A 19,696-nucleotide genomic window follows, 5' to 3' on the forward strand; every position below is an offset into this window, starting at 1 on the left:
TCGGTCACGGCTTGTTCCTTCGGTCCAATGTTTACAGTCAGGCCGCGTAGTTGGCGGCGTAGTCCTCGTAGGAGCGGCGGGACTGCTTCGTCAGGTGCCACATGCCGAAGTCGCACTCGTAGACGCGGTTTTCGCGGTTGATGGGGCCGCGCCCACGGATCGACTGGGCCTGACGGTCGCGCTTGGCCTGCGCGCGGCCGAGAGCCTTCTCGGCGGAGCGCTTGTCGGGGAAGGCCCGCTTGTCCGAGCACTCGCAGGTGTGGAAGTCGACGGTCTTCATGGTGGCTTTCCTTCGGCTTAGGGGCGGTTCTTCGGGGCGAGGCCGCTGTTCCGGGCCATCCGCATGTAGGTGAGGACGGTCTGACGCTGAACGCCGAGGTGATCAGCGAGGTGGCGGGCCGGGTTGATCACTCCGTCGACCTCGGCCTTCAGGTAGTGCTCTGCCAGGCGGACGAGGAAATCTCGGGTTACGCGCGGGCCTTCGCGAAGGGCGCGCAGTTCGGCGATCTCGGCCGGGGTCATCTTGGGGGCGCGGAGTTCGGTCATGGCGGCTTCCGATCTGGGGTCATTTCGCCCGGAACTTGTCGCACGGGCAGGTGGGGAGTTGGCAGGCGCCTCTGCCGGCGCCTGCTGCTGAGTGGGTGAAGGGTGCGTGGCCGCATTCGGGGTGGAAGCAGTAGCCCTTCCAGCCCTTCTTGCCGTCCACGTTGGCCAACATCACGCCGGGGCTGTGGAGTTGGACCATGCGGCCTGTGCCTCCGAACGCCATCTTCGAGGCGAAGGTCTTCACCTCCGCTTCGCTGCCGAAGGGGCCGAAGTTCAGGCCGCGGTGACCGTCCGCCCAGGTGTGGACGAGGGCGATCGTGTTGCGCATCTGGATGAGGTCGGCGGCTTCCTTGAAGACGGCCTTGGCCATCTGGTCGGCGCTCTCGAAGGTGGGGTCCTCCAGGAGCGCCTTTATCGCCTCGACCTCTTCCTTTCGGGGGGTCAGTCGCATGGGCCAACCTTAACACGACGGTCTCATGTTTACAGATGGAGCGGGATGAGCTGCATCACTCGGTCGCGGAGCTGTTCCACGGTGCCGTCGTTGAGGATCACGTCGTCGTACAGGTACCCGGCGAGCGCGTTCTCGCTGGAGTGCCCGGCCTCCCGGATCGGCTTCATGCCGGGCCGCTCGATTCGCACGACCAGGCCGCCGTGCTCGCGGATCGCGTTCGCCTCGTTGGGGAACCGCACGTCGGTGATGACGGTCGGCCCCCACGACTCGGAGTCGCGGAACAGGGCGTCGACCCACACGGACTCGCCGAGGATCTCCCGGCCGCCCTCAGTGCCGAGGCGCTGAAGGTAGCGGCGCACCTCCGGGTACATCTCCTTCACGCTCTCCCAGCCGTAGTGGTCGACTTCGTACCGCAGAGAGGTGAACCCATCGGCGTACGACGACTCGTCGAGGAGGGGGTTCATCGCGTACAGCACGTCACGGACCTTGTCGGCGAAGGCTCGGCGCGTCCAGCCCAGGTCGAGGAGCGACTGAGCTGCGGTGTCCTTGCCCGAGCGCGCAGCGCCGGCAAGACCGATCAGAGGGGCGTTCATCGTTCTGTCTCCTTCAGGCGGTGCGGGTGGTGACGGCCGGGGCCGCCTCGTCGATGGCGGTCTCGAAGGACCAGGCGCCTTCCATGAGGCCGACACGCATTTGCAGCTCGGCGTGGCGGCCCTGGAGTTCGCGGAGCATCCGGTCGACCTCGCGGTACTCCTCGCGCAGGGTGGCCGTGCGCTTGGCGCGCTTCTCTCGGGCCAGCGCGACGGCCTTCTCGTGGACGAGCGCGGCGTCATCCTGGTGCAGCTCGACCAGGGCCCGGATCAGCTCGCGCGTCTTGTCGCGCGTCCCCCTGGGCGCCGGGTAGTCGTCGATTCCGCCTTCCCTGCGGCGCACCGAGATGTTCCAGTCCATCTCGCGCTTCGTGTAGACGTGCGCGCCCTCGGCCAGTTGCGAACCCCACACTTCGAGGTCGCCCTCACAGTCCGCGTAGTGGGTCCGGCCGTACCCGACGTAGAAGCCGGACGGGAGGAACTCCCAGGCGTTCTCGTTGGGGCCGTTCGTGTGCCAGGTGACGAGCGGCTCGTCGTACTTCGGCGTGATCCGGACCGTCCCGCGGATTCGGGGGCCGCTCACGCGGTAGGTGGTCACCCACGGCCGGTCGGTGGTGGCCCACGGCTTGTCGTTGGGCTCGACGGCCAGGCGCTCGAAGTAGACGGTTCCGAAGGACAGGCCGACGTGTCCGGCGTACTCGAACTCGGTCTCGCTCATGGTCTCTCTGCTCTCTGTGAGGGGGCCGCCCTGCCCTCTCCCTGTATGGACGGGGCGGCCGTGGTGGGGTGAGGGTCAGGCTGCTTCGGTGCCGGCGGTTCGGGCGGCGTAGAAGCGGAGGGCCTCGCGGGCCTGGCTTCGGGCGTACGGCTTGCCGTAGAAGCCGAAGCAGGAGTCGACGTGCTCCCAGGTCTCCATGGACTCGTCGGGATCATCGTCACGGGTCCAGTCGACGCGCTCCTCGACCACGAAGCCCCACACGTCGCCCTCGGCCCATGCCTCGTATTCCTGCATCTCGGCCTCGACGTATCCCTCGGTGAGGAGGCCGCCGTCGATGGCGCGGGCCTCTTCGCCGGTGACGTACCAGAGGGAGCGCGGGCCCCGCTGCGGGCTGGACTCCAGCACGATCCCGCCGTGGTAGATCGAGACGTAGCGCGTGAAGATGTCGATGCCGGTCCAGCGGTTCCACTTCAGGCGCTCCCACGCCCAGGCGAGAGGGCCGCCGTCCTTGTCGACAGGGTGGTACTGCCCGAGGTGGGTGTCGATCGTGACGACGTGGGCGAGCGTCTCGGCGTCGTTGCGGGGGTTCTCGGGGTGCTCGTCGAGCACCAGGCGCACGCGGAAGCGGCCGTCTTCGGTGGTGGCGAGTACGTCGGACATGTTGGTCTCCTTCGAGGAGTCAGGCGGCGATGCGGGCGGCGTGGGCGTCGGTGTCCCAGGCGGGCAGGTCGAGGCCGAGTTCGGCGTAGCGGGCGGCGCGGGCCTGGGCGCGGCTGGGGCCGCTGAACTTGCAGCCCTTGTGGCGGCGAGGCGGCGCCGGGTTCTTGCCCTTGCGCTCCCGCATGTGGCTGTAGAAGACCTCGATGTCGGCGGCGCACAGCAGGCAGTACAGGGCCCATCGGTGCTCACTGCCGGGGTAGCCCTCGTGGACTCCAGCGCAGCGGGTTCGGGTGCATCCCTCGGGCTCGTCGACCGGCTCGGTTCGGGTGGTGTAGCCGAGTTCGAGCATGCGGGCCCAGGCCGCTTTGAGGCTCTCCAGGTTGCGCGGGTTGGGGCGGAGGAACGAGGAGAGGAACGGGGCGGTCATGTTGGCTTCCTTTCAGGGGAGTTGGGGTCAGTTGCCGTTGGCGCGGTCGAGGGCCTCGTCGGCGTAGGCGGTGAGGATTCGGCGGGCGATCTCGTGCTGTCGGTACTCGCCTGCCATGCGGGCGAGGGTCTGGCCGTAGTGGGCGAGGTAGCCGAGGTACGGGCCGAAGTCCAAGGTCACGGCGTACTGCATGTCGGCGTCGATCTGGGCCTTCTCGGCGGTCAGGTCGATGTGGTCGCGCAGGTTCTTCATGTCGGGCTCTTTCAGGGGGTGTTGGGGAGGGGGAGGCCCGCACAGGCCGCGTCGAGGAGGTCGTCGACCGCTTCGAGGAAGGAGCGCATCGAGTCGCCCTCGCCCCAGGTGCCGAGCTCGTCTTCGAGGTAGGTGTCGAGGGCCTCGCGGGCCCACTCGGCGGTGACGGCGGGGTCGGCGACGATCACGAGAGTGCCGGCGGCGTTCACGGCCCACACGTCGGAGCCGTCGAGGTCGATGTCGCGGGGGTCGAGTTCGTGGGCCTGCTTGCCGTCGCACTGGAAGAGGCCGTCCGGCCGGAGGCCGAAGGGGGCGCCGCAGTCGCCGCAGCGGATCGTGTCCATCGGGTAGCCTTTCGAGGTGGCCCCTCCTCGCTCCCTGTGAGGAGGGGCCGCTTGCGTCAGGAAGTGGTGCGGTAGCCGTCGCGGCAGAGCACGTACGAGGTGTCGCCGATGCGGGCCCAGCAGTCGCGGTGTCCGTCGACCTCGCCCCAGAACTCGCGGCGCTCGGCCTTCATGCGCTCGTCGAAGGTTGCGGCGGGGTGGGCGGGCTTCGGCTTGGCGGGCTCGGGCAGGTGGTAGGCGCCTGCGTAGTCCGCGAGGATCAGGAAGACGGCGGCGGCGAATCCGGCGACGATGGCGCGAAGGAGCTTCACTTGCCCTCGCTCCCTTCGAGCAGCGCGAGGATCTCGTCGCAGGCCGCGTACTCGGCGGGGCTGACCCAGCGCCACTCCTCGTCGGGGAGCATCTCGACCGGCAGGGAGAGGGCCAGGCTCTCGGAGGTCTGGGCGAGGTTGCAGAGCGTGTACCACTCCTGCGTGCCGGGGTCGTAGTCGTTGCGCCAGGCGGTGACCTCCCGCGCGATCTTGAGCACGTCGGCGACGAGGCTTTTGATCCTGTCGAGCGCGATGGACTCGGCGTTTCGAATGGTCGGCATCATGTGCGTCTCTTCCTGTGGTCTCATGTTTACAGCGGGTGGTGTGAGAAGGGGGTCGGGTCAGTCGGACCAGAAGACGTGGATTCCGCCGAGCACCTCTTCGGCGTGCAGGCCGCCGCTGAACAGCTCCTCGGCCGCCCTCGTCCAGTCGATCTCGTTGAAGGGCCAGCGCGTCATGCGCTCCTTGTCCTCGTCCGAGGAGGTCATCTCGGCCCACTCCTGGGCGTAGGCCGCCTCGTCGTCGTAGAAGCCCCGGTAGGCGTCGCGGAACTTGTCGACCCAGTGGGCGCGATCGGACTGCTCACCGAACACCTCGACCCAGCAGGCGAACGCTTGCGCCTCGTCCTCGGTCAGGCTGGCCAGGGCCTCGGCGATCTCGGCCGCTTCGACCGGCGAGCACTCGCCCTCCAGCGCTCCGCAGAACCCTTCGTGGTCCATCACCCACAGTTCTTCGTGGGAGGTCTCCCGCTTGTGCAGGTCGGCCGGGGTGACCAGATCGGCCGTGTCGGCGGCGTACCAATCACCCACCAGTCGACCGGCGTTGTAGCAGGCCAGGCAACCGATCCAGACTTGCGGGTCGATCTTGCGGGCCGTGATCATGTGTCCTCGCTTTCGCGGTAAGGGGGGCCGCCCCTGCCCTCTCCCTGTGTGGACAGGGGGCGGCCGATGGGTCGGGGGGTCAGACGGAGATCAGGTCCCAGCCGTCGAGGATGTGGCCGATGGCGGCCTCGTCGATGCGGGCCTTCGCTGCGGCCTCGCGCTCCTCGAAGGTCGGGAGGTCGAAGCTCATGACGACCTGCTCGCGGGGGTCGATCTCGAAGGGCTCGTAGAACCCTGCGATCACCACGTCACCGAAGCGGAGGAGGACGGAGAGCGCGTAGCACTCGGGGGCCAGGAAGGCGATCTGGTCGTCGGGCTTGATCATGATCGGGCTCGCTTTCGTGAGGGGTGGGTGATCAGGCAGCGGCGGAGCGGGAGGCGTCGCGCACGGCGGTAAGTGCGGCCTTGACCTCGGCGAGCGCTTCGGCGCGCTGACCGGCCGACTTGAACTGCCAGGACTGGACCTTGAAGACCGGCGCATCGGTCGGCCCCTCGTATCCGCCCAGCCACTTCAGGAGCGACCGGCGGTGGGCGAGGTCGGCAGCCTCACGGCGGACCACGGCGGCCAAGATGGTCTGCCAGTGGTGCTCGACCCAGAAGGCCGGGGTGTTCACGCGGTTGGTCAGCGCGGTACCGACGTGACCCGCGAGGCCCGACTCGTCGTCGCGCTCGTTGGCGAGCTGGTGAATCGCCTTGCTGCGGAACCGCTGGGCCGCGAGTCGCAGTTCCTCGCGGTCGGTGGCCAGGGCGAGACAGACCACTCCGCGGTGCTGGTCCACCATGCCGGCGGCAGCCTTGATCGCGTCGGGCAGGGACGTGCTCATGTGATCCTCACGTTCGGGGATGGTTCGATGCGGGCTGGCATCGTCAGAGGGGAGGAACCGCCTCCCGCTGACACCCCATGCGGGGTGTTTCGCCTTTGCATCCGGGGGAGTTGGGCCGCCCCTCCCCGAGAGGGGGAGGTCAGGGAGGGACGGCAGTTCAGGGGGTGGGTCAGGCCCGTGCGAGATCGCTGTTCGAGGTGACCTCCTGCACGGAGATCCCGTGCTCGTGAATCACGCCGCAGTCGTCCTCGCCGCACTCGCACTCGTCGCGGAGGATCTGTGCGTGCATCTCGGCGCAGCCCTGGGCGTACTGCCAGGCCGACCACAGGGAGGTGAAGCGGGATTCGGCGTCGCGCTCGTATCCCTCGCGCTGCGTCACCAGGACTCGGCCGTTCGCTTGTGCCTCGACCTCCCACAGGCCCACCAGGTCGCCGTTCTCGCGCCAGACCCGGACCTCATGGTTCGGCTCGCACTCGCCCTCGAACGTGCACCCCGAGCCGTCGCAGTACCCGGTGAAGCAGTGCCACGAGTTGGCCGGGTCGCAGTCTTCGTTGCGGCAGGACTCGCACTCGTGGGCGTTCATGATGTGCATGCCGCAGCACTCGCAGTCATGCGCGCCTCGGATGATCTCCTCGGACTCGTCTTCGAGGAGGTCCCAGCCCTTTGGGATGAACTCCCACACGTCGTCGGGCTCGTCGTCGAGGTAGTGGTCGATGTACGTCGTCTCGCCCTGGGCGTCCTCGACGATCAGCATCAGGTACCAACGGGCCTCGGAGGGGGCAACGATGGTCGACATGTGTCCTCGCATTCGAGAGAGGGGCTGCCCCCGCCCTCTCCCTGTGCGGGAAGGGGCAGCCTGGTCCAATGTTTACAGAGGGTGCTTAGGCGTCGACGGTCTCGACGAAACCGGCGTCCTCGTATTCGGCGAGACGGGCCTCCAGCTCCGCGATCCGCTGACGGGCCTTGTCGTAGGCGTACGACACGTCGTCCAGTCGGCTGCGCAGATGGAACGCGATGGACAGCAGGTCGAACCGCTGCACGTCGGGCTTCGAGAGGTTGACCGGCCGGACCTGCTCCGGGGCCTCAAGCTGGGCGATCACCTGCGGGGTGATGAAGACGAACCCACCGCAGTAGGAGCACCGCTCCTCCGCGTCACCCTCGGCGACCTCCCGCTCGTAGAAGCTGAAGTCGACGCACTGGTAACACCTGAAGTCGCCGTCCGACTTCTTGACTCCGACGCGCTTGCCGTACTCGCGGTCGGCGTCGCTGAACACGTACTCGGTCATGTGACCTTACCCTTCGAGGTTTGCTGGTCTCAAGTTTACACCAGCGGGTTTTTTTCGCCGAACCGGGCTGGTTCGGCGTGGTCTCACCTTATCACGCTTGCCGTTCGGAGTTTCGCGTTTGGCCTGGTCAGCGGTAGGCACTCCCATTGTCCTACCGCCCGGACCGTGTGGCCGGTTGCGCTACCCCTCCCGAACCTTGCGATCCGTTCGGCGTGGTCACATCTTAACACGATTCCCGGTCGGTTCCGCAACTCCCTTGCGTGAGCTGCGGTTTCCCGGTCCTGCGTGCCATTCCGTCCGCCCCGTTGCCGGGCCGTTCGTCGTGGTGTGGTCACACCTTAACACGACTGCCGACCCGTTCGGCAACCCCCGGTTTCTCGCCCGGTCCCGACAGGGCTGGAGTCCTTAGCCTCTATGCGCGCGTGCGCGCTGTCCGCTCTGGCCTGTCTGTGCTGTGCGCCTGGCTTAGCCCTGCCTTACGCCCTTGCATAGCGCTCTGTCTCGCATGCGCCCATGTGTGACTGACGTGCGCCTATGCAATGCGATGCGCTCGATACACACACATGCCTATGCATGTCCGTTTCTGCACCCAAGCGGCTGGCCTGATGCCTTGATGTCCGATTCACACCCAAGCGGCCGGCATGGCGCGCGTGTGTCCGTATTGACACCCGATCGACAGGGGTGGGGGGTATGACCCTTTCGGCGATGCTTTCCCGGCCGCCTCGTCTTAGCAGCTCGGATTCTGCCACGGTTCCAGGGTCGGCCGGGGCCCGCAGCCCCGTGTCAAGCCCGCGCAAATGCGCAGGTCAGCGGCGACGCAAGGGCCCTGCAGCGCATCCGCCGGCACTGCACAGGAATGCATGGCGCCGCACAGGGCCAGGGCCGCCGCGCTCACCTGACCGAAGTACGTCTTCGCGTCTTCACGAAGGGGCGGCCTACCGGCCGCCACAGCCGCTCGCGGTCTTCATGTTGTCCGCCCTCCGGGCGGCACTGCTCCTTCGCCGCTGCCTCCTTCCGCCGTCGCCCTTCGGGCGCCGCCGGAGTGTGAGCGAGGTCACAGGCCGACCTGTTTCCGAAAGCAAGATCATTTAGCGACTTGTAAGTGTAAGTACGTAAGTCGCAAGGCTCGCGAGGCTTGAGCCCCTGGCGGGGCTCGCCTGCATGAAGACGCCGTACGTACAGCGCAAGTTGAGGCTTGGCCCCGAAGGGGCCCCTGGTCGAAGACGAAGGACGCGAGTACGTACGTACGTCTTTCGCGCGAGGGGGTCTGCTTGAGACTCCTCGAACTCTGCGCCGGATACGGCGGCCTTGGTATGGCTGTGGCACCGCTCGTGAACGGCCGCGTTGTGTACGTGGCGGAGAGCGCACCCGGCCCGAGCGCCGTCCTGGCCGAGAGGTACCCGGACGCTCCCAACCTCGGCGACATCCGCGACATCGACTGGACGCAGCTCGTCGGCCTGGTCGACGTGATCACCGCAGGGTTCCCCTGCCAGGACATCAGCATTGCGGGGAACCGGGTTGGAATTCGAGGCGCTCGCTCTGGAGTTTGGGTCCACGTCGCTGAAGCAGTTCGCGTCATTCGACCCCGAATCCTCTTCCTGGAGAACGTCTCGAACCTCCGGACGCGCGGTCTCGAAGTCGTCATCTCCGACCTGGCCGCGATCGGGTATAGCGCGCGGTGGGTGTGCGTACGAGCTTCCGAAGCTGGTGCTCCCCACCTGCGAGACCGTTGGTTCTGCATCGCGACCCCTGAAGACACCGACGGCGAACCTCGGGTCTAACGGCGGGCCCCGCCACCCTGACGAACGCCGAGCTGGTGGTCACGGCCCCACGCTCGACGACGAGGCGAGCTTCGTTCTCCCCTACTCCTGCGCGATCCGCGAAGGTCGCGAGCCTGAGCCCGAGATCGACGGGCCCCATTCCCCCGCTTCCTGGTGGGGCGAGTACCTCCCCGGCATTCGTCGGTGGGAGGACGTGACCGGCCGGGCCGCTCCCCCGCCTACCGAGATCGGCCTTCAGGGCAGCCCGCGCGTCAGCGCGCGATGGGTCGAGTGGCTCATGGGCCTGCCTCACGGATACGTCACCGACGTTCCCGGCCTGACGCGCGGACAACAGCTTCAGATCCTCGGCAACGGTGTCGTCCCCCAGCAGGCATCGCTCGCGTTCGGAGTGCTCCTCGAACTGGAGGTGTGATGCCGAACTGGTCTGGCTCGGACAGGCGAGAGCGTCTGCCGGCGGACTGGCCGAAGATCCGACTCCGCGTCCTGCGGCGCGACGGACACCGCTGCACCGCCCGAAATCAGTATGGGCAGCGCTGCGAGGAAGTCGCGACGGACGTAGACCACATCGTGCCTGGTGACGACCACCGAGAAGCCAACCTGAGATCGCTCTGCGGGTGGCATCACCAGGCCAAATCTTCCCGCGAAGGCGCTCTCGCTCTAGCCGCCAAGCGGCGCCGGAACGGCAAGCGCTTCAAGCGGACCGAGGCCCATCCGGGCCTTCTGTGAGGAGGTGCCCGTGTTCACTGTGGCCTGGGTTGCCTGGCTCGCTCTGTTCGTCGTGATCGAGGGTGCCGCCCTGTACCTGAAGGCACCCGGCGACACCCTGTCTGAACACATCTGGCGGTGGTTCCACACCGCGAAGGGCGCCGTGCCCGACCGGACAACCCGGCTGCGCCGCTTCGTCCTGGTCGCGTTCATGGCCTGGCTGTCTGCCCACTTTCTAACCGGCGGGACGTTCTGACCTAACTCGAAGGAGGTGAGCCAGTGCCCGGCCCCGTACCCAACCGTGAAGCCGACCTGGCTCGCCCCCGCGAGCGCAAAGGCGGCGACGTTCAGTCCGTGACGCGCGGCGTTGCCCGGCCCACGAAGGTGCCGAACGCCGACCGCGACTGGCATCCGATCGCGAAGCGCTTGTGGGACTCGCTGAAGCAGAGCGGCCAGGCCGACTTCTACCAGCAGTCCGACTGGGCCCTCGCCTATTCCCTCTGCGAAGACCTCTCCTTCTACAAGAAGTCGGGGAAGCGGTCGGGCCAGATGCTCCAGACCATCTACAGCGCCTTCGAGCGGCTCCTCGTCGCCGAGGGCGACCGTCGTCGTGTGCGTATCGAGCTGCATGAGCCCGAGCCCGAGGAACAATCCGCGGCCGTGCTCGCCATCGCCGACTACAAGAAGGATCTCGGACTCGCCGAGTAGCTCCGGGGGGTGAGCCCGCATGATGAAGGCCCCCCCGAAGCTCACCGACGAGGAGATCGACGCCCTCGAACCGACCTTCCTGGGCCCCACATGGGCACGCGAGGCAGACGGTTCGTGGAAGCTCCCGACGCAGACGCTCGGGTGGCAGATCGCCGGTTGGTGCGCCGAGTTCCTCAAGGCCGAGGACAGCGGGCCCTGGCGCTTCACGCGCGAGCAGCTCCGCTTCGTCCTGTGGTGGTACGCGGTCGACGACACCGGCCGGTTCATCTACCGCAAGGGCGTCTTGCAGAGGCTCAAGGGCTGGGGCAAGGACCCGCTCTTGGCCGTGATCTCGCTCGTCGAGTTTGTCGGCCCGAGCCGCTTCTCGCACTGGGGCACGGACGGGCAGCCGGTCGGCGTGCCACACCCCCAGGCGTGGGTGCAGATCGCGGCCGTCTCGCGGGACCAGACCCGCAACACCATGACCCTGATGCCGAGCCTCATGAGCGACAAGTTCATCGAGACGTACGGCATCAAGGCGGGCGCCGAGCTGATCCGTGCGAACGGTGGCCGGCAGAGACTCGAAGCGGTCACCAGCTCCTTCCGTGCGCTGGAAGGTGGCCGAGTCACCTTCACCGTGCTGAACGAAACCCACCACTGGGTGACGGGCAACAACGGCGACCGCATGTACGAGACGATCGACGGTAACGCCACCAAGAAGGACAGCCGTTACCTCGCGATCACGAACGCCTTCCTCCCCGGCGAAGACAGCGTGGCCGAGCGGATGCGCGAGGCTTTCGAGAAGATCCTCGAAGGCCGGGCGGCCGACATCGGCTTCATGTACGACTCGATCGAGGCGCACCCCGCAACTCCCCTGACGCCCGAGGCAATTCGGATCGTCCTGCCGAAGATCCGCGGTGACGCCGTGTGGCTCCGAGTCGAGACGATCCTTCAGTCGATCCTCGACACGACGATCGCGCCCAGCCGCTCGCGGCGTATGTGGCTCAACCAGATCGTTGCGAGCGAGGATGCCCTCTTCGGCCCGGCCGAGTGGGATGTCCTGCGGGACGACGCGAAGCAGCTCCAGCCCGGCGACGAGATCACTCTCGGGTTCGATGGCGGCCTCCGCGACGACAGCACGGCCCTGGTGGCTCTGCGTGTCAAGGACATGTGCGCTTTCGTGCTCGGCCTATGGGAGAAGCCGGACGGACCGCAAGGGAAGGACTGGGAAGTCCCCCGCGATCAGGTCGACTCGGCCGTGCATGACGCCTTCCGTGTGTTCTCCGTGCAGGGCATGTACGCCGACGTGGCGCTCTGGGAGTCCTACATCTCCGAGTGGTCGGCGACGTACGGCGAGGGCCTGGCAGTGAAGGCGCCTGGCAAGGACGCGATCGGCTGGGACATGCGGACCAGCCTGAAGGCGTCGACCCTCGCGAACGAGCGCCTCATGCGCTCGATCTTCGATCGCAAGGTCTCCCACGACGGAGACCGGAAGCTCCGCCGGCACGTGCTGAATGCGCGGCGACGGACCAACAACTACGGCGTCTCGTTCGGCAAGGAGTCGCGCGAGTCGCCCAAGAAGGTCGATGCCTACGCCGCCTTGATGTTGGCGCACGAGGCCCTGGTCGACCTTCGTGCCCGCGGCAAGAAGGTCCGTAAGCGGACCGGCCGAGGGTTCTTCCTGTAGCGGTGTAAACATGTAACCAAGGGTGGTGAACCATGGCCGACCCCTCGCCCGCTTCTCTGGCGGTGCAGCTCCTCGCCATCCTTGGCCGGGACAAAGACCGGCTGACCCGGATCGACAACTACCTCCACGGCAGGCATGACGACCCGTACATGCCCGCCATGGCGGATGACGAGTACCGGCTCCTCGCGAAGCGCGCCGTTTCGAACTGGACGCCTCTCCTCGTCAACACCCCTGCGCAGGCCCTCTACGTGGACGGGTACCGCGCGGGTGACGACGAGGGCCAGGGCTCGGCGACGGACCTGTCCTCCCCGCAGTGGGAGCACTGGCAGCGTTCCCGCCTCGACGCCCGGCAGTCCGCCGTCTACAAGGGCGCGCTGACGTACGGGCATTCGTTCACGCTGACCGAGCGCGTGAAGGGCGTGGTCCTGACGAAGGGCCTGTCCGCGCTGCGGACGGCCGCCCTGTACGAAGACCCGGCGAACGACGACACCCCGTACGCGGCCTTGACCGTCACGGCCTGGCCGTCCGGCGAATCCGCCGGCACCGCCCGCATGTGGGACGGCCGCTTCGAGTACGCGGTCCGCTTCAAGTCTCTCGACGACGCGGACGGCGTGAAGGTCGCCAAGGGCAAGCGTCACGGCGCCTCGGAATGCCCAGTCACCCGCTTCGCTGCGTCGGTCGACCTTGAGGGCCGCACGGTCGGCGTGATCGAGCCGATGATCCCATTGCAGAACCGGATCAACCAGACGATCTTCGACCTCTTGCTCGCCCAGTCGTACGGCTCGACGAAGGTCCGGACCGTGACGGGCATGGCCCCGCCGGTCCAGCGCGACCCGGAGACGGGCGAGGTCGTCTACGACGAGCAGGGCAACCCGATACCCCTGCCGATCAACCACAACAGCAAGCGGTTCTTGTTCGCCGAGGACCCGGACGTGAAGTTCGGGAGCCTGGACGAGACTCCGCTCGGCGGGTTCATCGACTCGATCGACATGAGCATCCGGCACCTCAGTGCCGTGGCGCAGGTGCCCCCGCACCACCTACTCGGGCAGATCGCCAACCTCTCGGCCGAAGCCTTGCAGGCCGCCGAGACGGCCCTCTCTCGCAAGATCCAGGAGTTCCGGACCGTGTTCGGTGAAGCGTGGGAGCGGGTGTTCAGGTTGGCCGCCGAGCTGGAAGGCGCGGCTGGCGTGGACGACTTCAAGGGCGAGGTCATCTGGCGCGACATGGAGCAGCGCTCCCTCGCGCAGGCCGCTGACGCCCTGGGCAAGCTGCGCGAGCAGCTCGGCATCCCGGCGAAGGGCCTGTGGAAGCGCGTCCCGAACGTCACGCAAACCGAGCTGGACGAGTGGGACGACCTCGCCGACGAAGAAGACTCGGTGGGTCAGCTCGCTTCCGCGCTCACGCGGGCAACCGCCGAGCCTGAGCCGGTCACCACGGATTCGGTGGCGGTGGCTGCGTAGTGGCGCTGTCGAGGATGGCCGAGACCGACGAGGTTGCGGCAGCCTTCCACGTCGCGCTGACGGAGATCGGGGCCAGGACCACAGCTGAGGCCCTGGCCCTGTGGCAGGACGTTCCGATCGAGCGGCGAGCCGCTACGGCTGGGGCCTGGCTGCGCAAGGCGATCACGCTCGTGATGAGCAGACGCCGGCAGAGCCGAGACCTCGCGCGGGCCTACTACCGGCTCGCCCGAGCACTCCAGACCGGCACGACCGTCGCCGACCCCTACCACCCCGAACCGTCGCACGTGACCCTGGCGGATCTGCGCCGGGAGTTCGCCGAACTGGCGGGCAACTACGAACCGCCCACAGAGCAGGGGGGCGAGGCCGCGACCGTCGATGACGGGGAAGCCTCGCCCGCCCGACACGACGAGGACGACGAGGACGAGCCCGACTGGGAACGCATCCTCGTCGAGGACCTCAAGGGGATTCGCGAGGACGAGGAGCGCATCGAGCGCCAGGCCGAAGAGGAACTTCGGATCGCGCTGGAAGCCCTCGGCACCGCCAACCTCGACCGCCGGCTGAAACTCGAGGATTCAGATCCCGAGGAAGCGCACCGCCAGGCAGGCGCACGCCAGGCCGCAGCCGCGTCCCGCATCGCCATGAACGGCGCCCGGTCAACGAACTGGAACCACATGCGCCGCGACGGGCGGGCCCTCGGCTATGTACGTCTCTCGCGCACGGGCACTCCGTGCGGCTGGTGCGCCATGTTGATCAGCCGAGGCCCGGTCTACAAGAGCCGCGAGTCCGCGACGTTCAACGACGGCGACAAGTACCACGACAACTGCCACTGCTACGCGATGCCGGTCTGGAACCGGGATCAGTACCAGTCGAGCGAGCTGACCGCGCTTTCGCGGCAGTACGAGGCCCTGTGGCCGGAGGTCACGAAGGGCCACACCGGCAAGGACGCCGTATCGGTCTGGCGCCGATTCATCCGCCAGAAGCAACGAGCCGCAGCCCAGGAGGCGCGGCAGTCCACTGACACAGCCCCGGAGGCGTGAAGTGCCCGAAGAGAAGCCTGACGAGAAGCCGACCGAGGAGAAGCCCGGCGAGACTCCGCCCGGCCAGAAGCCGGACGACGAGCAGAAGCCGGACGACAAGGCCGGTGCCGGCGGCACGTCGGAAGACGAGCTGCCCGACTGGGCTCGCAAGGAGCTGGCCAAGGTTCGCGGCGAGGCCGCCGGTTACCGCACTCGACTGCGGGACGCCGAGACCAAGCTGTCTCAGGCGAAGACGCCCGAGGAAGTCGAGGCCGCCGTCGCCGAGGTGAAGGCGAAGAACGCCGAGCTGGAGCACTCGCTCGTCGTCGCGTCCGTGGCCCGGAAGTATGACCTCCCCCAGGAGCTGGCCGGGCGACTGCGCGGCTCGACTCCCGAGGAGCTGGAGGCGGACGCCAAGGCCCTTCAGGCACTCATCACCCCGGCCGCCCCGCCCGCTCTGGGTGGCGGCCTCACCCCGTCCGACGACGAGGACGACGGGGAGATGGACCCGCGCAAGCTCGCGCGGCGATCCCGGCGCTTCTAGCGCCCCTCCCATGACCCCCCTTACGCAACCCCCGTGCTGACTTGGCCGGGGGTTTCTTCATGCCCCCGGAGGTAGCACTCTTGCCCACCGCACAGCATCAGGTCGTCAAGCCGCAGAAGCTCGTCAATGCCGCAGTCGGCATGCTGGAGCAGGAACTCGTCATCCCGAACCTGTTCCAGAAGCAGGGCGTCGACCAGTTCAAGGGCGCCGAGAACGACACGATCTCCATGAAGGTCGAGGGAATCCTCCCGTTCCACGACTACGGGTGGAGGAACGACCGAACCTCGCCGATCGTCTTCGACGAGTACAGCGAGCGGACCATCGCTGTCACCTTCGGCGGCAACGTCTACTCGGCGGTCAAGCTCACCGACGAGCAGAACGACTTCGACATCGACAACTGGTCGAAGCTCCTGCGCCCGCAGTCCAAGGCGGTTGCTCGCGGTCTCCAGCGCCGGGCCGTCAACCTCCTGACCGGCCAGACCTACAACGCCGTCATCGGCAACGCCGGTCAGAACCTTCGCGGCGCGCTGATCGAGGCCCGCCGGGTCCTGAACGCCTTCCACGCTCCGAAGGAGGGCCGTTACCTCCTGGTCGGCACGGAGTTCGAGTCGGCGCTCCTGAACGACGAGAAGCTGAACCTCGCGCAGAACGTCGGCGACAGCGAGGCCGAGACCGCGCTCCGTACCGCCACCATCGGCGAGCGCTTCGGCTTCCGCATCGTGGTCGACCAGACCATCCCCGCGGATGCCGCGTACGCCTTCGCGTCCTCGGCGTTCATCTTCCTGTCCGGCGCACCCTCGGTTCCGCAGTCGGTTCCGTACGGCGCGACCACCTCGTTCGAGTCCATCGCCCTGCGGTGGGTCCGCGACTACGACCCGCTCTACATGCAGGACCGTTCCGTCGTGAACACCTACGCGGGCTTCCGCTCGGTGACCGATGTCCTGGTCGGCTGGGATGCGGTGAACGAGAAGGAGATCGTCTCGACCGGCGAGCACTTCGTCCGGGGCATCAAGCTCACCCTCGACGGCGCGTCGAACTACCCGGCGGCCTCGTCCGAGCTGGCCACCATCACCGGCGTCTCGGACGCGAAGGTGTGGACCCCGACCGGCATGAAGGCGGAGACCGACCCGGCCAACGCCTGATCGTGAACGGGGGGCCGCGTGACCTGGGGCAGACCGGGAGCGCGGCCCCCCGGCCTTTCGGAAAGGAGGTCGGGGCTTGTACGCAACCCTCGACGAGCTGAAGGGCCGTCTCGATTGGGAGTTGGACGCGGACGAGGAGCGCATCGCCTCGGGGGCTCTGATGGACGCTTCGGAGCTTGCGGCCTCCTATGGCCGCGAGTGGCCGGAGGCCACGGCGCCCCGCCTGGTGAAGACCCTCGTCCTGAAGGCCGCCGCGCGTTACGTGCGCAACCCCAACGGCTACACCCAGAGCCGGGCCGGTGACGAGACGCTGGCCTGGTCGGACGCTCACGGCCGAGACGCCGGCAGCGTGTACTTCACCCGCGAGGAGATCCGTCTCCTCGAAGACCTCGCCGGGCGCAAGCGCGGCATCTACAGCGTGCCCGTCTCGACGTGGGGCACGAAGCTCCCCGAGCGGGACGCGGCCGGGCACGTCCCCGTCGACTACAACGGCGACCCCTTCCCGTTCTTCAGTGACGGGGTGAGCCCCTGGTGAGCGTTCAGCGCAGGCGCGGGCAGACCGCGATCGTGTGGGCGACGAAGGAGTTCGTCGACAACCGGGGCAACACCGTCATCGCCGTGGACGAGGACAACCCGATCACGGTCAAGGCCGCCTTCATCCCGCAGCGGTCCGGCAAGGCCGAGGTTCCCGGTCAGCAGCAGATCAACGTGACGCGCATGATCGTGGACGCCCATGTCGAGGGCGTCACCCTGTGGTCCCGCGTCGAGTACCAGGGCCGCATGTGGGACATCGTGACGCCGCCCTCCTACCACCACGGCGACCGCCGTACACGGCACTGGTCGATCGACATTCGGGAGCGGCCCTGATGGCAGAGATCGAAAACACGGTGGGCGGCAAGAAGCTGGAGGAGTACATCGCCCGCATGCCCGGCGTACAGCGGTCGCTCGACGAGGCCCGCTTCGAAGTCGCCGCGCGAGCCGAGGCCCTGCTACTCCAGCACCGCCAGGAAGGCCACGCCTCGATCGACGTTGAGGACGGCCGGATCGACAAGTACGTGATCCTCGACGATGAGCGCGGCAAGGACGCCGCCTTGTCGATCGAGTACGGCCGGGCTGAGTCCATCGTCGTCAAGAAGCGTAAGGACGGCACTACCTACCTCGACGTGATCCCGGCCTCCGAGGGCCTGTTCATCCTGGCTCGCGCCGCGAACCTCCCCAAGAAGCGGAAGGGGAAGGTGCACCTCGACTGATGGCAGGACTCCCCGACCACATCAAGGCCATGGCGGAGCTGTCCCCCGTCGAGGATCTCCTTCTCGCGGTACTGCGCGAGGGCCTGCCCGATGTTCGGGTGAAGTCCCTCGTCGACCTGCATGAGAAGTTCCCCCTCGTCCTGGTCCGCCGCGACCCGACCTGGGGCCAGTGGCAGGGCGACACCCGCTTCACGGACGCGGCCCGCATCGTGATCAACACGTTCGCACCCGACCCCAACGGGGACGAGGACGCGGCGATTCTCGGCGAGGCCGTCCGCGTCGTCATGCGCGACGCCTGGCTGAACCAGAAGGTGTATCCGCGCCTCGGCCACATCATCCGCGTGGACCTCAACTCCGCGCCGAGACGGGCTACGGACTGGGCGACCGCGACGGGCCCGGTCCAGTACGCCGACCTCCCCACGGGGATCTGGCGTTACGAGTCGATCTACGACGTGCAGATCCGCAAGCCGCGGACTCGCCCCTACACCCCCTAACAGTTCCCCTTCACGCAGGCCCGGCCCCTTCGGGGGTGCGGGCCTTTTGCGTGCGCGAGTAAGGATGCAGCCCTCTTGGCGATCAACGACAACGCAACCCTTGTCGTCGGGTCCGGAAACTACCTGACGGCCCCGGTCGGAACGGCCATGCCGGCGGATCTCCTGACCCCGGTCAGTCCGTGGCAGAACGTCGGTCACACCTCCCTCGAAGACATCTTCGGCATCACGTCCGAGGGTGGTGAGGCGACCACCATCGGGTCGCTTCAGAACAAGTCCCTCCGCACGAAGTACAGCGCGCGGACCGAGACCATGACGTTCACTCTCCAGCAGTTCGACACGGCCGCGCTGAAGCTGTACTTCGGCGCCAACGCCCCGCTTCTGCCGGATGGTTCGGTCGGCGTTCCCACGGAGCCCGAGCCGACGCAGGCGGCCTTCCTCGCGGTCTTCGTGGACGGCGACAACCACTTCGCCTTCTACGCTCCGCGCGCCGAGATTTACCGCGCGGACGACATGGCGATCTCCGACACGGAGTCCCTCGCCGGTCTGCCGCTCGGCGTCAAGCCGATGGCCTACGGCTCGAACGTCTGGACGTACGCGATCACGCCCCTGGGCGGCACCCTCGCGACCGGCGCTTCCGCCGGCAGCCCCGGTTCCTTCACCCCGGACGGCGCTATCGCCCCGGCGAACCTCGCCGGTCTGGCTGGTGTCATCGCCACCCCGACGAGCGCGTGGACCACCGGTCAGCACGTCGTTCTCGGCGACGCCACGAAGGCGTACTGGAACGGCACGGCCTGGGTGGCTGGCCAGGCCGCCTGATAGCTCCCGGCGCGGGTGTGATGCGGACCCGCCCGCGCCGGGCTTCCCCCCTTCTCTCTCAGGTCCGCAGCCCTTTCCTGTCTTCTCTCTCTGGAGGTCCGCACCCCCATGGCTTCTTACTCCCTCGACGACATCCGCGCCGCCGCTGAGCGCAAGTACGGCTCGACCGACATCAGCCTCGGCGACGACACCGTTCGTCTGCTCAACCCGCTCCGCCTGCCGAAGGCCCGGCGTGACGCGCTCCTGGCCCTCCAGGAAGAGATGGGCAACGACAACGCCGACCAGGCCGAGCTTCTGGCCCAGGCCATCCGCACCATCGCGGAGTCGGAGAAGGCCGCCGACAAGCTCCTCGAAGCCGTGGACGGGGACCTCGCGATCCTCGCCGAAATCTTCGGCCACTACGGCGAGAGCACTCAGGTGGGGGAAGCCTCGGCCTCGCAGGGCTGATCGACGACTACGCGGAAGGGCTGTACCCGGATCTCCTCTTTCATTTCGGCGTCGATCTCGCCGACGTGATCGAGGGCCGGGGGCCCTCTCCTGCGCTCGTCCTTCTGCTTGTGCAGAGGCTTCCAGACACCTCCCTCACTGTCGCTTTGGCGTCGGGCGGCCGTGAGCATTTCGGCTGGGGTCAGGACCGTCACATGACGGCCGACCTATTCGACGCCCTCAATCAGAACACGCGCGCAACCGGCCAGTGGGGCAAGGGCAAAGCTCCGAAGATCCCCGCCTATCCGAGGCCGACGGCGAAGGCCGCGAAGAAGAAGGACAAGGCCAAGAAGCCGCGGACCGTCGCGGAGATTTACAAGCACTTCCAGCGGAGGTAA

Annotated in this window: 32 protein-coding genes and 1 other RNA gene; 16 read left to right on the forward strand and 17 right to left on the reverse strand. The window is 67.5% G+C overall.

All coding sequences use genetic code 11. The features are described 5' to 3' along the window. Positions 1 to 37 precede the first annotated feature (37 nt). From ACZ7L6_RS11850 to ACZ7L6_RS11930, 17 genes are all read right to left on the reverse strand, one after another. Positions 38 to 280: a hypothetical protein gene (locus tag ACZ7L6_RS11850; protein WP_471922499.1), complete on the reverse strand. Its 243-nt coding sequence runs from the start codon at positions 278 to 280 to the stop codon at positions 38 to 40. A gap of 17 nt (positions 281 to 297) precedes the next feature. Next, positions 298 to 546, reverse strand: coding sequence for a hypothetical protein (locus ACZ7L6_RS11855; protein WP_471922500.1), 249 nt, complete (start codon positions 544 to 546; stop codon positions 298 to 300). A 19-nt stretch (positions 547 to 565) separates the two neighbouring features. Further along, on the reverse strand, positions 566 to 997 hold the full coding sequence (locus tag ACZ7L6_RS11860; RefSeq protein ID WP_007264297.1) for a hypothetical protein: 432 nt from the start codon (positions 995 to 997) through the stop codon (positions 566 to 568). A gap of 29 nt (positions 998 to 1,026) precedes the next feature. After that, complete coding sequence (locus tag ACZ7L6_RS11865) at positions 1,027 to 1,590, reverse strand: deoxynucleotide monophosphate kinase family protein (protein ID WP_471922502.1); 564 nt, start codon at positions 1,588 to 1,590, stop codon at positions 1,027 to 1,029. A gap of 13 nt (positions 1,591 to 1,603) precedes the next feature. Further along, positions 1,604 to 2,305: a hypothetical protein gene (locus ACZ7L6_RS11870; protein ID WP_471922504.1), complete on the reverse strand. Its 702-nt coding sequence runs from the start codon at positions 2,303 to 2,305 to the stop codon at positions 1,604 to 1,606. Positions 2,306 to 2,380: 75 nt separating this feature from the next. After that, on the reverse strand, positions 2,381 to 2,965 hold the full coding sequence (locus ACZ7L6_RS11875; protein ID WP_471922506.1) for a hypothetical protein: 585 nt from the start codon (positions 2,963 to 2,965) through the stop codon (positions 2,381 to 2,383). 19 nt (positions 2,966 to 2,984) lie between these two features. Next, positions 2,985 to 3,392 (reverse strand): hypothetical protein, encoded by a 408-nt coding sequence (locus ACZ7L6_RS11880; protein ID WP_471922508.1) that lies wholly within the window; start codon positions 3,390 to 3,392, stop codon positions 2,985 to 2,987. Positions 3,393 to 3,419: 27 nt separating this feature from the next. Continuing rightward, positions 3,420 to 3,644, reverse strand: a complete 225-nt coding sequence (locus tag ACZ7L6_RS11885; RefSeq protein ID WP_471922510.1) for a hypothetical protein — start codon at positions 3,642 to 3,644, stop codon at positions 3,420 to 3,422. Positions 3,645 to 3,655: 11 nt separating this feature from the next. Beyond that, positions 3,656 to 3,988, reverse strand: a complete 333-nt coding sequence (locus ACZ7L6_RS11890) for a hypothetical protein (RefSeq protein WP_471922512.1) — start codon at positions 3,986 to 3,988, stop codon at positions 3,656 to 3,658. A 56-nt stretch (positions 3,989 to 4,044) separates the two neighbouring features. After that, positions 4,045 to 4,299, reverse strand: a complete 255-nt coding sequence (locus ACZ7L6_RS11895; RefSeq protein WP_471922514.1) for a hypothetical protein — start codon at positions 4,297 to 4,299, stop codon at positions 4,045 to 4,047. Next, on the reverse strand, positions 4,296 to 4,607 hold the full coding sequence (locus ACZ7L6_RS11900; protein ID WP_471922516.1) for a hypothetical protein: 312 nt from the start codon (positions 4,605 to 4,607) through the stop codon (positions 4,296 to 4,298). The genes ACZ7L6_RS11895 and ACZ7L6_RS11900 overlap by 4 nt, the downstream gene beginning before the upstream one ends. A 33-nt stretch (positions 4,608 to 4,640) precedes the next feature. Next, positions 4,641 to 5,180, reverse strand: a complete 540-nt coding sequence (locus ACZ7L6_RS11905) for an antirestriction protein ArdA (RefSeq protein WP_471922518.1) — start codon at positions 5,178 to 5,180, stop codon at positions 4,641 to 4,643. A 79-nt stretch (positions 5,181 to 5,259) separates the two neighbouring features. Then, positions 5,260 to 5,505 (reverse strand): hypothetical protein, encoded by a 246-nt coding sequence (locus ACZ7L6_RS11910; RefSeq protein WP_451290582.1) that lies wholly within the window; start codon positions 5,503 to 5,505, stop codon positions 5,260 to 5,262. A 31-nt stretch (positions 5,506 to 5,536) separates the two neighbouring features. After that, positions 5,537 to 6,004: a hypothetical protein gene (locus ACZ7L6_RS11915; protein WP_471922521.1), complete on the reverse strand. Its 468-nt coding sequence runs from the start codon at positions 6,002 to 6,004 to the stop codon at positions 5,537 to 5,539. 28 nt (positions 6,005 to 6,032) lie between these two features. Further along, positions 6,033 to 6,099, reverse strand: an RNA gene (locus tag ACZ7L6_RS11920) — hammerhead ribozyme type II. 74 nt (positions 6,100 to 6,173) lie between these two features. Then, on the reverse strand, positions 6,174 to 6,800 hold the full coding sequence (locus tag ACZ7L6_RS11925; RefSeq protein ID WP_471922523.1) for a hypothetical protein: 627 nt from the start codon (positions 6,798 to 6,800) through the stop codon (positions 6,174 to 6,176). 85 nt (positions 6,801 to 6,885) lie between these two features. Further along, positions 6,886 to 7,290, reverse strand: a complete 405-nt coding sequence (locus tag ACZ7L6_RS11930) for a hypothetical protein (RefSeq protein WP_471922525.1) — start codon at positions 7,288 to 7,290, stop codon at positions 6,886 to 6,888. A 1,271-nt stretch (positions 7,291 to 8,561) separates the two neighbouring features. On the opposite strand from ACZ7L6_RS11930, the gene ACZ7L6_RS11935 reads away from it, so the two are divergent. The 16 genes from ACZ7L6_RS11935 to ACZ7L6_RS12010 all read left to right on the forward strand — a co-directional run bounded on the left by ACZ7L6_RS11935 (position 8,562) and on the right by ACZ7L6_RS12010 (position 19,696). Continuing rightward, entirely contained in the window at positions 8,562 to 9,071 is a 510-nt protein-coding gene (locus ACZ7L6_RS11935) for a DNA cytosine methyltransferase (RefSeq protein ID WP_471922527.1), read from the forward strand. Positions 9,072 to 9,348: 277 nt separating this feature from the next. Further along, entirely contained in the window at positions 9,349 to 9,483 is a 135-nt protein-coding gene (locus ACZ7L6_RS11940; RefSeq protein WP_471922531.1) for a hypothetical protein, read from the forward strand. Positions 9,484 to 9,807: 324 nt separating this feature from the next. Beyond that, complete coding sequence (locus tag ACZ7L6_RS11945) at positions 9,808 to 10,032, forward strand: hypothetical protein (protein ID WP_471922534.1); 225 nt, start codon at positions 9,808 to 9,810, stop codon at positions 10,030 to 10,032. A 23-nt stretch (positions 10,033 to 10,055) separates the two neighbouring features. Next, on the forward strand, positions 10,056 to 10,484 hold the full coding sequence (locus tag ACZ7L6_RS11950) for a phage terminase small subunit (RefSeq protein ID WP_471922538.1): 429 nt from the start codon (positions 10,056 to 10,058) through the stop codon (positions 10,482 to 10,484). 19 nt (positions 10,485 to 10,503) lie between these two features. Continuing rightward, positions 10,504 to 12,150: a terminase gene (locus tag ACZ7L6_RS11955; protein WP_471922540.1), complete on the forward strand. Its 1,647-nt coding sequence runs from the start codon at positions 10,504 to 10,506 to the stop codon at positions 12,148 to 12,150. 32 nt (positions 12,151 to 12,182) lie between these two features. Continuing rightward, the gene (locus tag ACZ7L6_RS11960; RefSeq protein WP_471922544.1) at positions 12,183 to 13,610 is read left to right on the forward strand and encodes a phage portal protein; all 1,428 of its coding nucleotides are present in this window, start codon (positions 12,183 to 12,185) and stop codon (positions 13,608 to 13,610) included. 14 nt (positions 13,611 to 13,624) lie between these two features. Beyond that, a complete protein-coding gene (locus ACZ7L6_RS11965) occupies positions 13,625 to 14,647 on the forward strand; it encodes a VG15 protein (protein ID WP_471922545.1) in 1,023 nt (340 codons plus the stop codon). A gap of 1 nt (position 14,648) precedes the next feature. After that, positions 14,649 to 15,170, forward strand: coding sequence for a hypothetical protein (locus ACZ7L6_RS11970; RefSeq protein WP_471922547.1), 522 nt, complete (start codon positions 14,649 to 14,651; stop codon positions 15,168 to 15,170). An 80-nt stretch (positions 15,171 to 15,250) separates the two neighbouring features. Then, entirely contained in the window at positions 15,251 to 16,312 is a 1,062-nt protein-coding gene (locus ACZ7L6_RS11975) for a hypothetical protein (protein WP_471922549.1), read from the forward strand. Between the two features lie 76 nt (positions 16,313 to 16,388). After that, positions 16,389 to 16,847, forward strand: coding sequence for a hypothetical protein (locus ACZ7L6_RS11980; RefSeq protein ID WP_471922551.1), 459 nt, complete (start codon positions 16,389 to 16,391; stop codon positions 16,845 to 16,847). Beyond that, the gene (locus ACZ7L6_RS11985; protein WP_471922555.1) at positions 16,844 to 17,179 is read left to right on the forward strand and encodes a phage head-tail adapter protein; all 336 of its coding nucleotides are present in this window, start codon (positions 16,844 to 16,846) and stop codon (positions 17,177 to 17,179) included. Before ACZ7L6_RS11980 ends, ACZ7L6_RS11985 begins: the two co-directional genes overlap by 4 nt. Continuing rightward, positions 17,179 to 17,562, forward strand: coding sequence for a DUF5403 family protein (locus tag ACZ7L6_RS11990; RefSeq protein ID WP_471922557.1), 384 nt, complete (start codon positions 17,179 to 17,181; stop codon positions 17,560 to 17,562). The genes ACZ7L6_RS11985 and ACZ7L6_RS11990 overlap by 1 nt, the downstream gene beginning before the upstream one ends. Beyond that, positions 17,562 to 18,056 (forward strand): hypothetical protein, encoded by a 495-nt coding sequence (locus ACZ7L6_RS11995; RefSeq protein ID WP_471922559.1) that lies wholly within the window; start codon positions 17,562 to 17,564, stop codon positions 18,054 to 18,056. Before ACZ7L6_RS11990 ends, ACZ7L6_RS11995 begins: the two co-directional genes overlap by 1 nt. A gap of 75 nt (positions 18,057 to 18,131) precedes the next feature. Beyond that, entirely contained in the window at positions 18,132 to 18,872 is a 741-nt protein-coding gene (locus ACZ7L6_RS12000) for a phage tail tube protein (protein WP_471922561.1), read from the forward strand. Between the two features lie 108 nt (positions 18,873 to 18,980). Further along, positions 18,981 to 19,319, forward strand: a complete 339-nt coding sequence (locus ACZ7L6_RS12005; RefSeq protein ID WP_471922564.1) for a phage tail assembly protein — start codon at positions 18,981 to 18,983, stop codon at positions 19,317 to 19,319. 194 nt (positions 19,320 to 19,513) lie between these two features. Further along, positions 19,514 to 19,696: a hypothetical protein gene (locus tag ACZ7L6_RS12010; RefSeq protein ID WP_471922566.1), complete on the forward strand. Its 183-nt coding sequence runs from the start codon at positions 19,514 to 19,516 to the stop codon at positions 19,694 to 19,696.

Source organism: Streptomyces sp. NPDC107522 (assembly GCF_055657525.1).

What these genes read in the sequence shown, in the direction of transcription:
- ACZ7L6_RS11995 (WP_471922559.1), top strand. Translation starts at nt 17,562, where the DNA reads ATGGCAGGACTCCCCGACCACATCAAGGCCATGGCGGAGCTGTCCCCC.
- ACZ7L6_RS11905 (WP_471922518.1), bottom strand. Translation starts at nt 5,180, where the DNA reads ATGATCACGGCCCGCAAGATCGACCCGCAAGTCTGGATCGGTTGCCTG.
- ACZ7L6_RS11880 (WP_471922508.1), bottom strand. Translation starts at nt 3,392, where the DNA reads ATGACCGCCCCGTTCCTCTCCTCGTTCCTCCGCCCCAACCCGCGCAAC.
- ACZ7L6_RS11955 (WP_471922540.1), top strand. Translation starts at nt 10,504, where the DNA reads ATGATGAAGGCCCCCCCGAAGCTCACCGACGAGGAGATCGACGCCCTC.
- ACZ7L6_RS11910 (WP_451290582.1), bottom strand. Translation starts at nt 5,505, where the DNA reads ATGATCAAGCCCGACGACCAGATCGCCTTCCTGGCCCCCGAGTGCTAC.
- ACZ7L6_RS11940 (WP_471922531.1), top strand. Translation starts at nt 9,349, where the DNA reads ATGGGCCTGCCTCACGGATACGTCACCGACGTTCCCGGCCTGACGCGC.
- ACZ7L6_RS11875 (WP_471922506.1), bottom strand. Translation starts at nt 2,965, where the DNA reads ATGTCCGACGTACTCGCCACCACCGAAGACGGCCGCTTCCGCGTGCGC.
- ACZ7L6_RS11960 (WP_471922544.1), top strand. Translation starts at nt 12,183, where the DNA reads ATGGCCGACCCCTCGCCCGCTTCTCTGGCGGTGCAGCTCCTCGCCATC.
- ACZ7L6_RS11915 (WP_471922521.1), bottom strand. Translation starts at nt 6,004, where the DNA reads ATGAGCACGTCCCTGCCCGACGCGATCAAGGCTGCCGCCGGCATGGTG.
- ACZ7L6_RS11870 (WP_471922504.1), bottom strand. Translation starts at nt 2,305, where the DNA reads ATGAGCGAGACCGAGTTCGAGTACGCCGGACACGTCGGCCTGTCCTTC.
- ACZ7L6_RS11990 (WP_471922557.1), top strand. Translation starts at nt 17,179, where the DNA reads ATGGCAGAGATCGAAAACACGGTGGGCGGCAAGAAGCTGGAGGAGTAC.
- ACZ7L6_RS11850 (WP_471922499.1), bottom strand. Translation starts at nt 280, where the DNA reads ATGAAGACCGTCGACTTCCACACCTGCGAGTGCTCGGACAAGCGGGCC.
- ACZ7L6_RS11925 (WP_471922523.1), bottom strand. Translation starts at nt 6,800, where the DNA reads ATGTCGACCATCGTTGCCCCCTCCGAGGCCCGTTGGTACCTGATGCTG.
- ACZ7L6_RS11860 (WP_007264297.1), bottom strand. Translation starts at nt 997, where the DNA reads ATGCGACTGACCCCCCGAAAGGAAGAGGTCGAGGCGATAAAGGCGCTC.
- ACZ7L6_RS11885 (WP_471922510.1), bottom strand. Translation starts at nt 3,644, where the DNA reads ATGAAGAACCTGCGCGACCACATCGACCTGACCGCCGAGAAGGCCCAG.
- ACZ7L6_RS11965 (WP_471922545.1), top strand. Translation starts at nt 13,625, where the DNA reads ATGGCCGAGACCGACGAGGTTGCGGCAGCCTTCCACGTCGCGCTGACG.
- ACZ7L6_RS11900 (WP_471922516.1), bottom strand. Translation starts at nt 4,607, where the DNA reads ATGAGACCACAGGAAGAGACGCACATGATGCCGACCATTCGAAACGCC.
- ACZ7L6_RS12005 (WP_471922564.1), top strand. Translation starts at nt 18,981, where the DNA reads ATGGCTTCTTACTCCCTCGACGACATCCGCGCCGCCGCTGAGCGCAAG.
- ACZ7L6_RS12010 (WP_471922566.1), top strand. Translation starts at nt 19,514, where the DNA reads ATGACGGCCGACCTATTCGACGCCCTCAATCAGAACACGCGCGCAACC.
- ACZ7L6_RS11855 (WP_471922500.1), bottom strand. Translation starts at nt 546, where the DNA reads ATGACCGAACTCCGCGCCCCCAAGATGACCCCGGCCGAGATCGCCGAA.
- ACZ7L6_RS11890 (WP_471922512.1), bottom strand. Translation starts at nt 3,988, where the DNA reads ATGGACACGATCCGCTGCGGCGACTGCGGCGCCCCCTTCGGCCTCCGG.
- ACZ7L6_RS11865 (WP_471922502.1), bottom strand. Translation starts at nt 1,590, where the DNA reads ATGAACGCCCCTCTGATCGGTCTTGCCGGCGCTGCGCGCTCGGGCAAG.
- ACZ7L6_RS11930 (WP_471922525.1), bottom strand. Translation starts at nt 7,290, where the DNA reads ATGACCGAGTACGTGTTCAGCGACGCCGACCGCGAGTACGGCAAGCGC.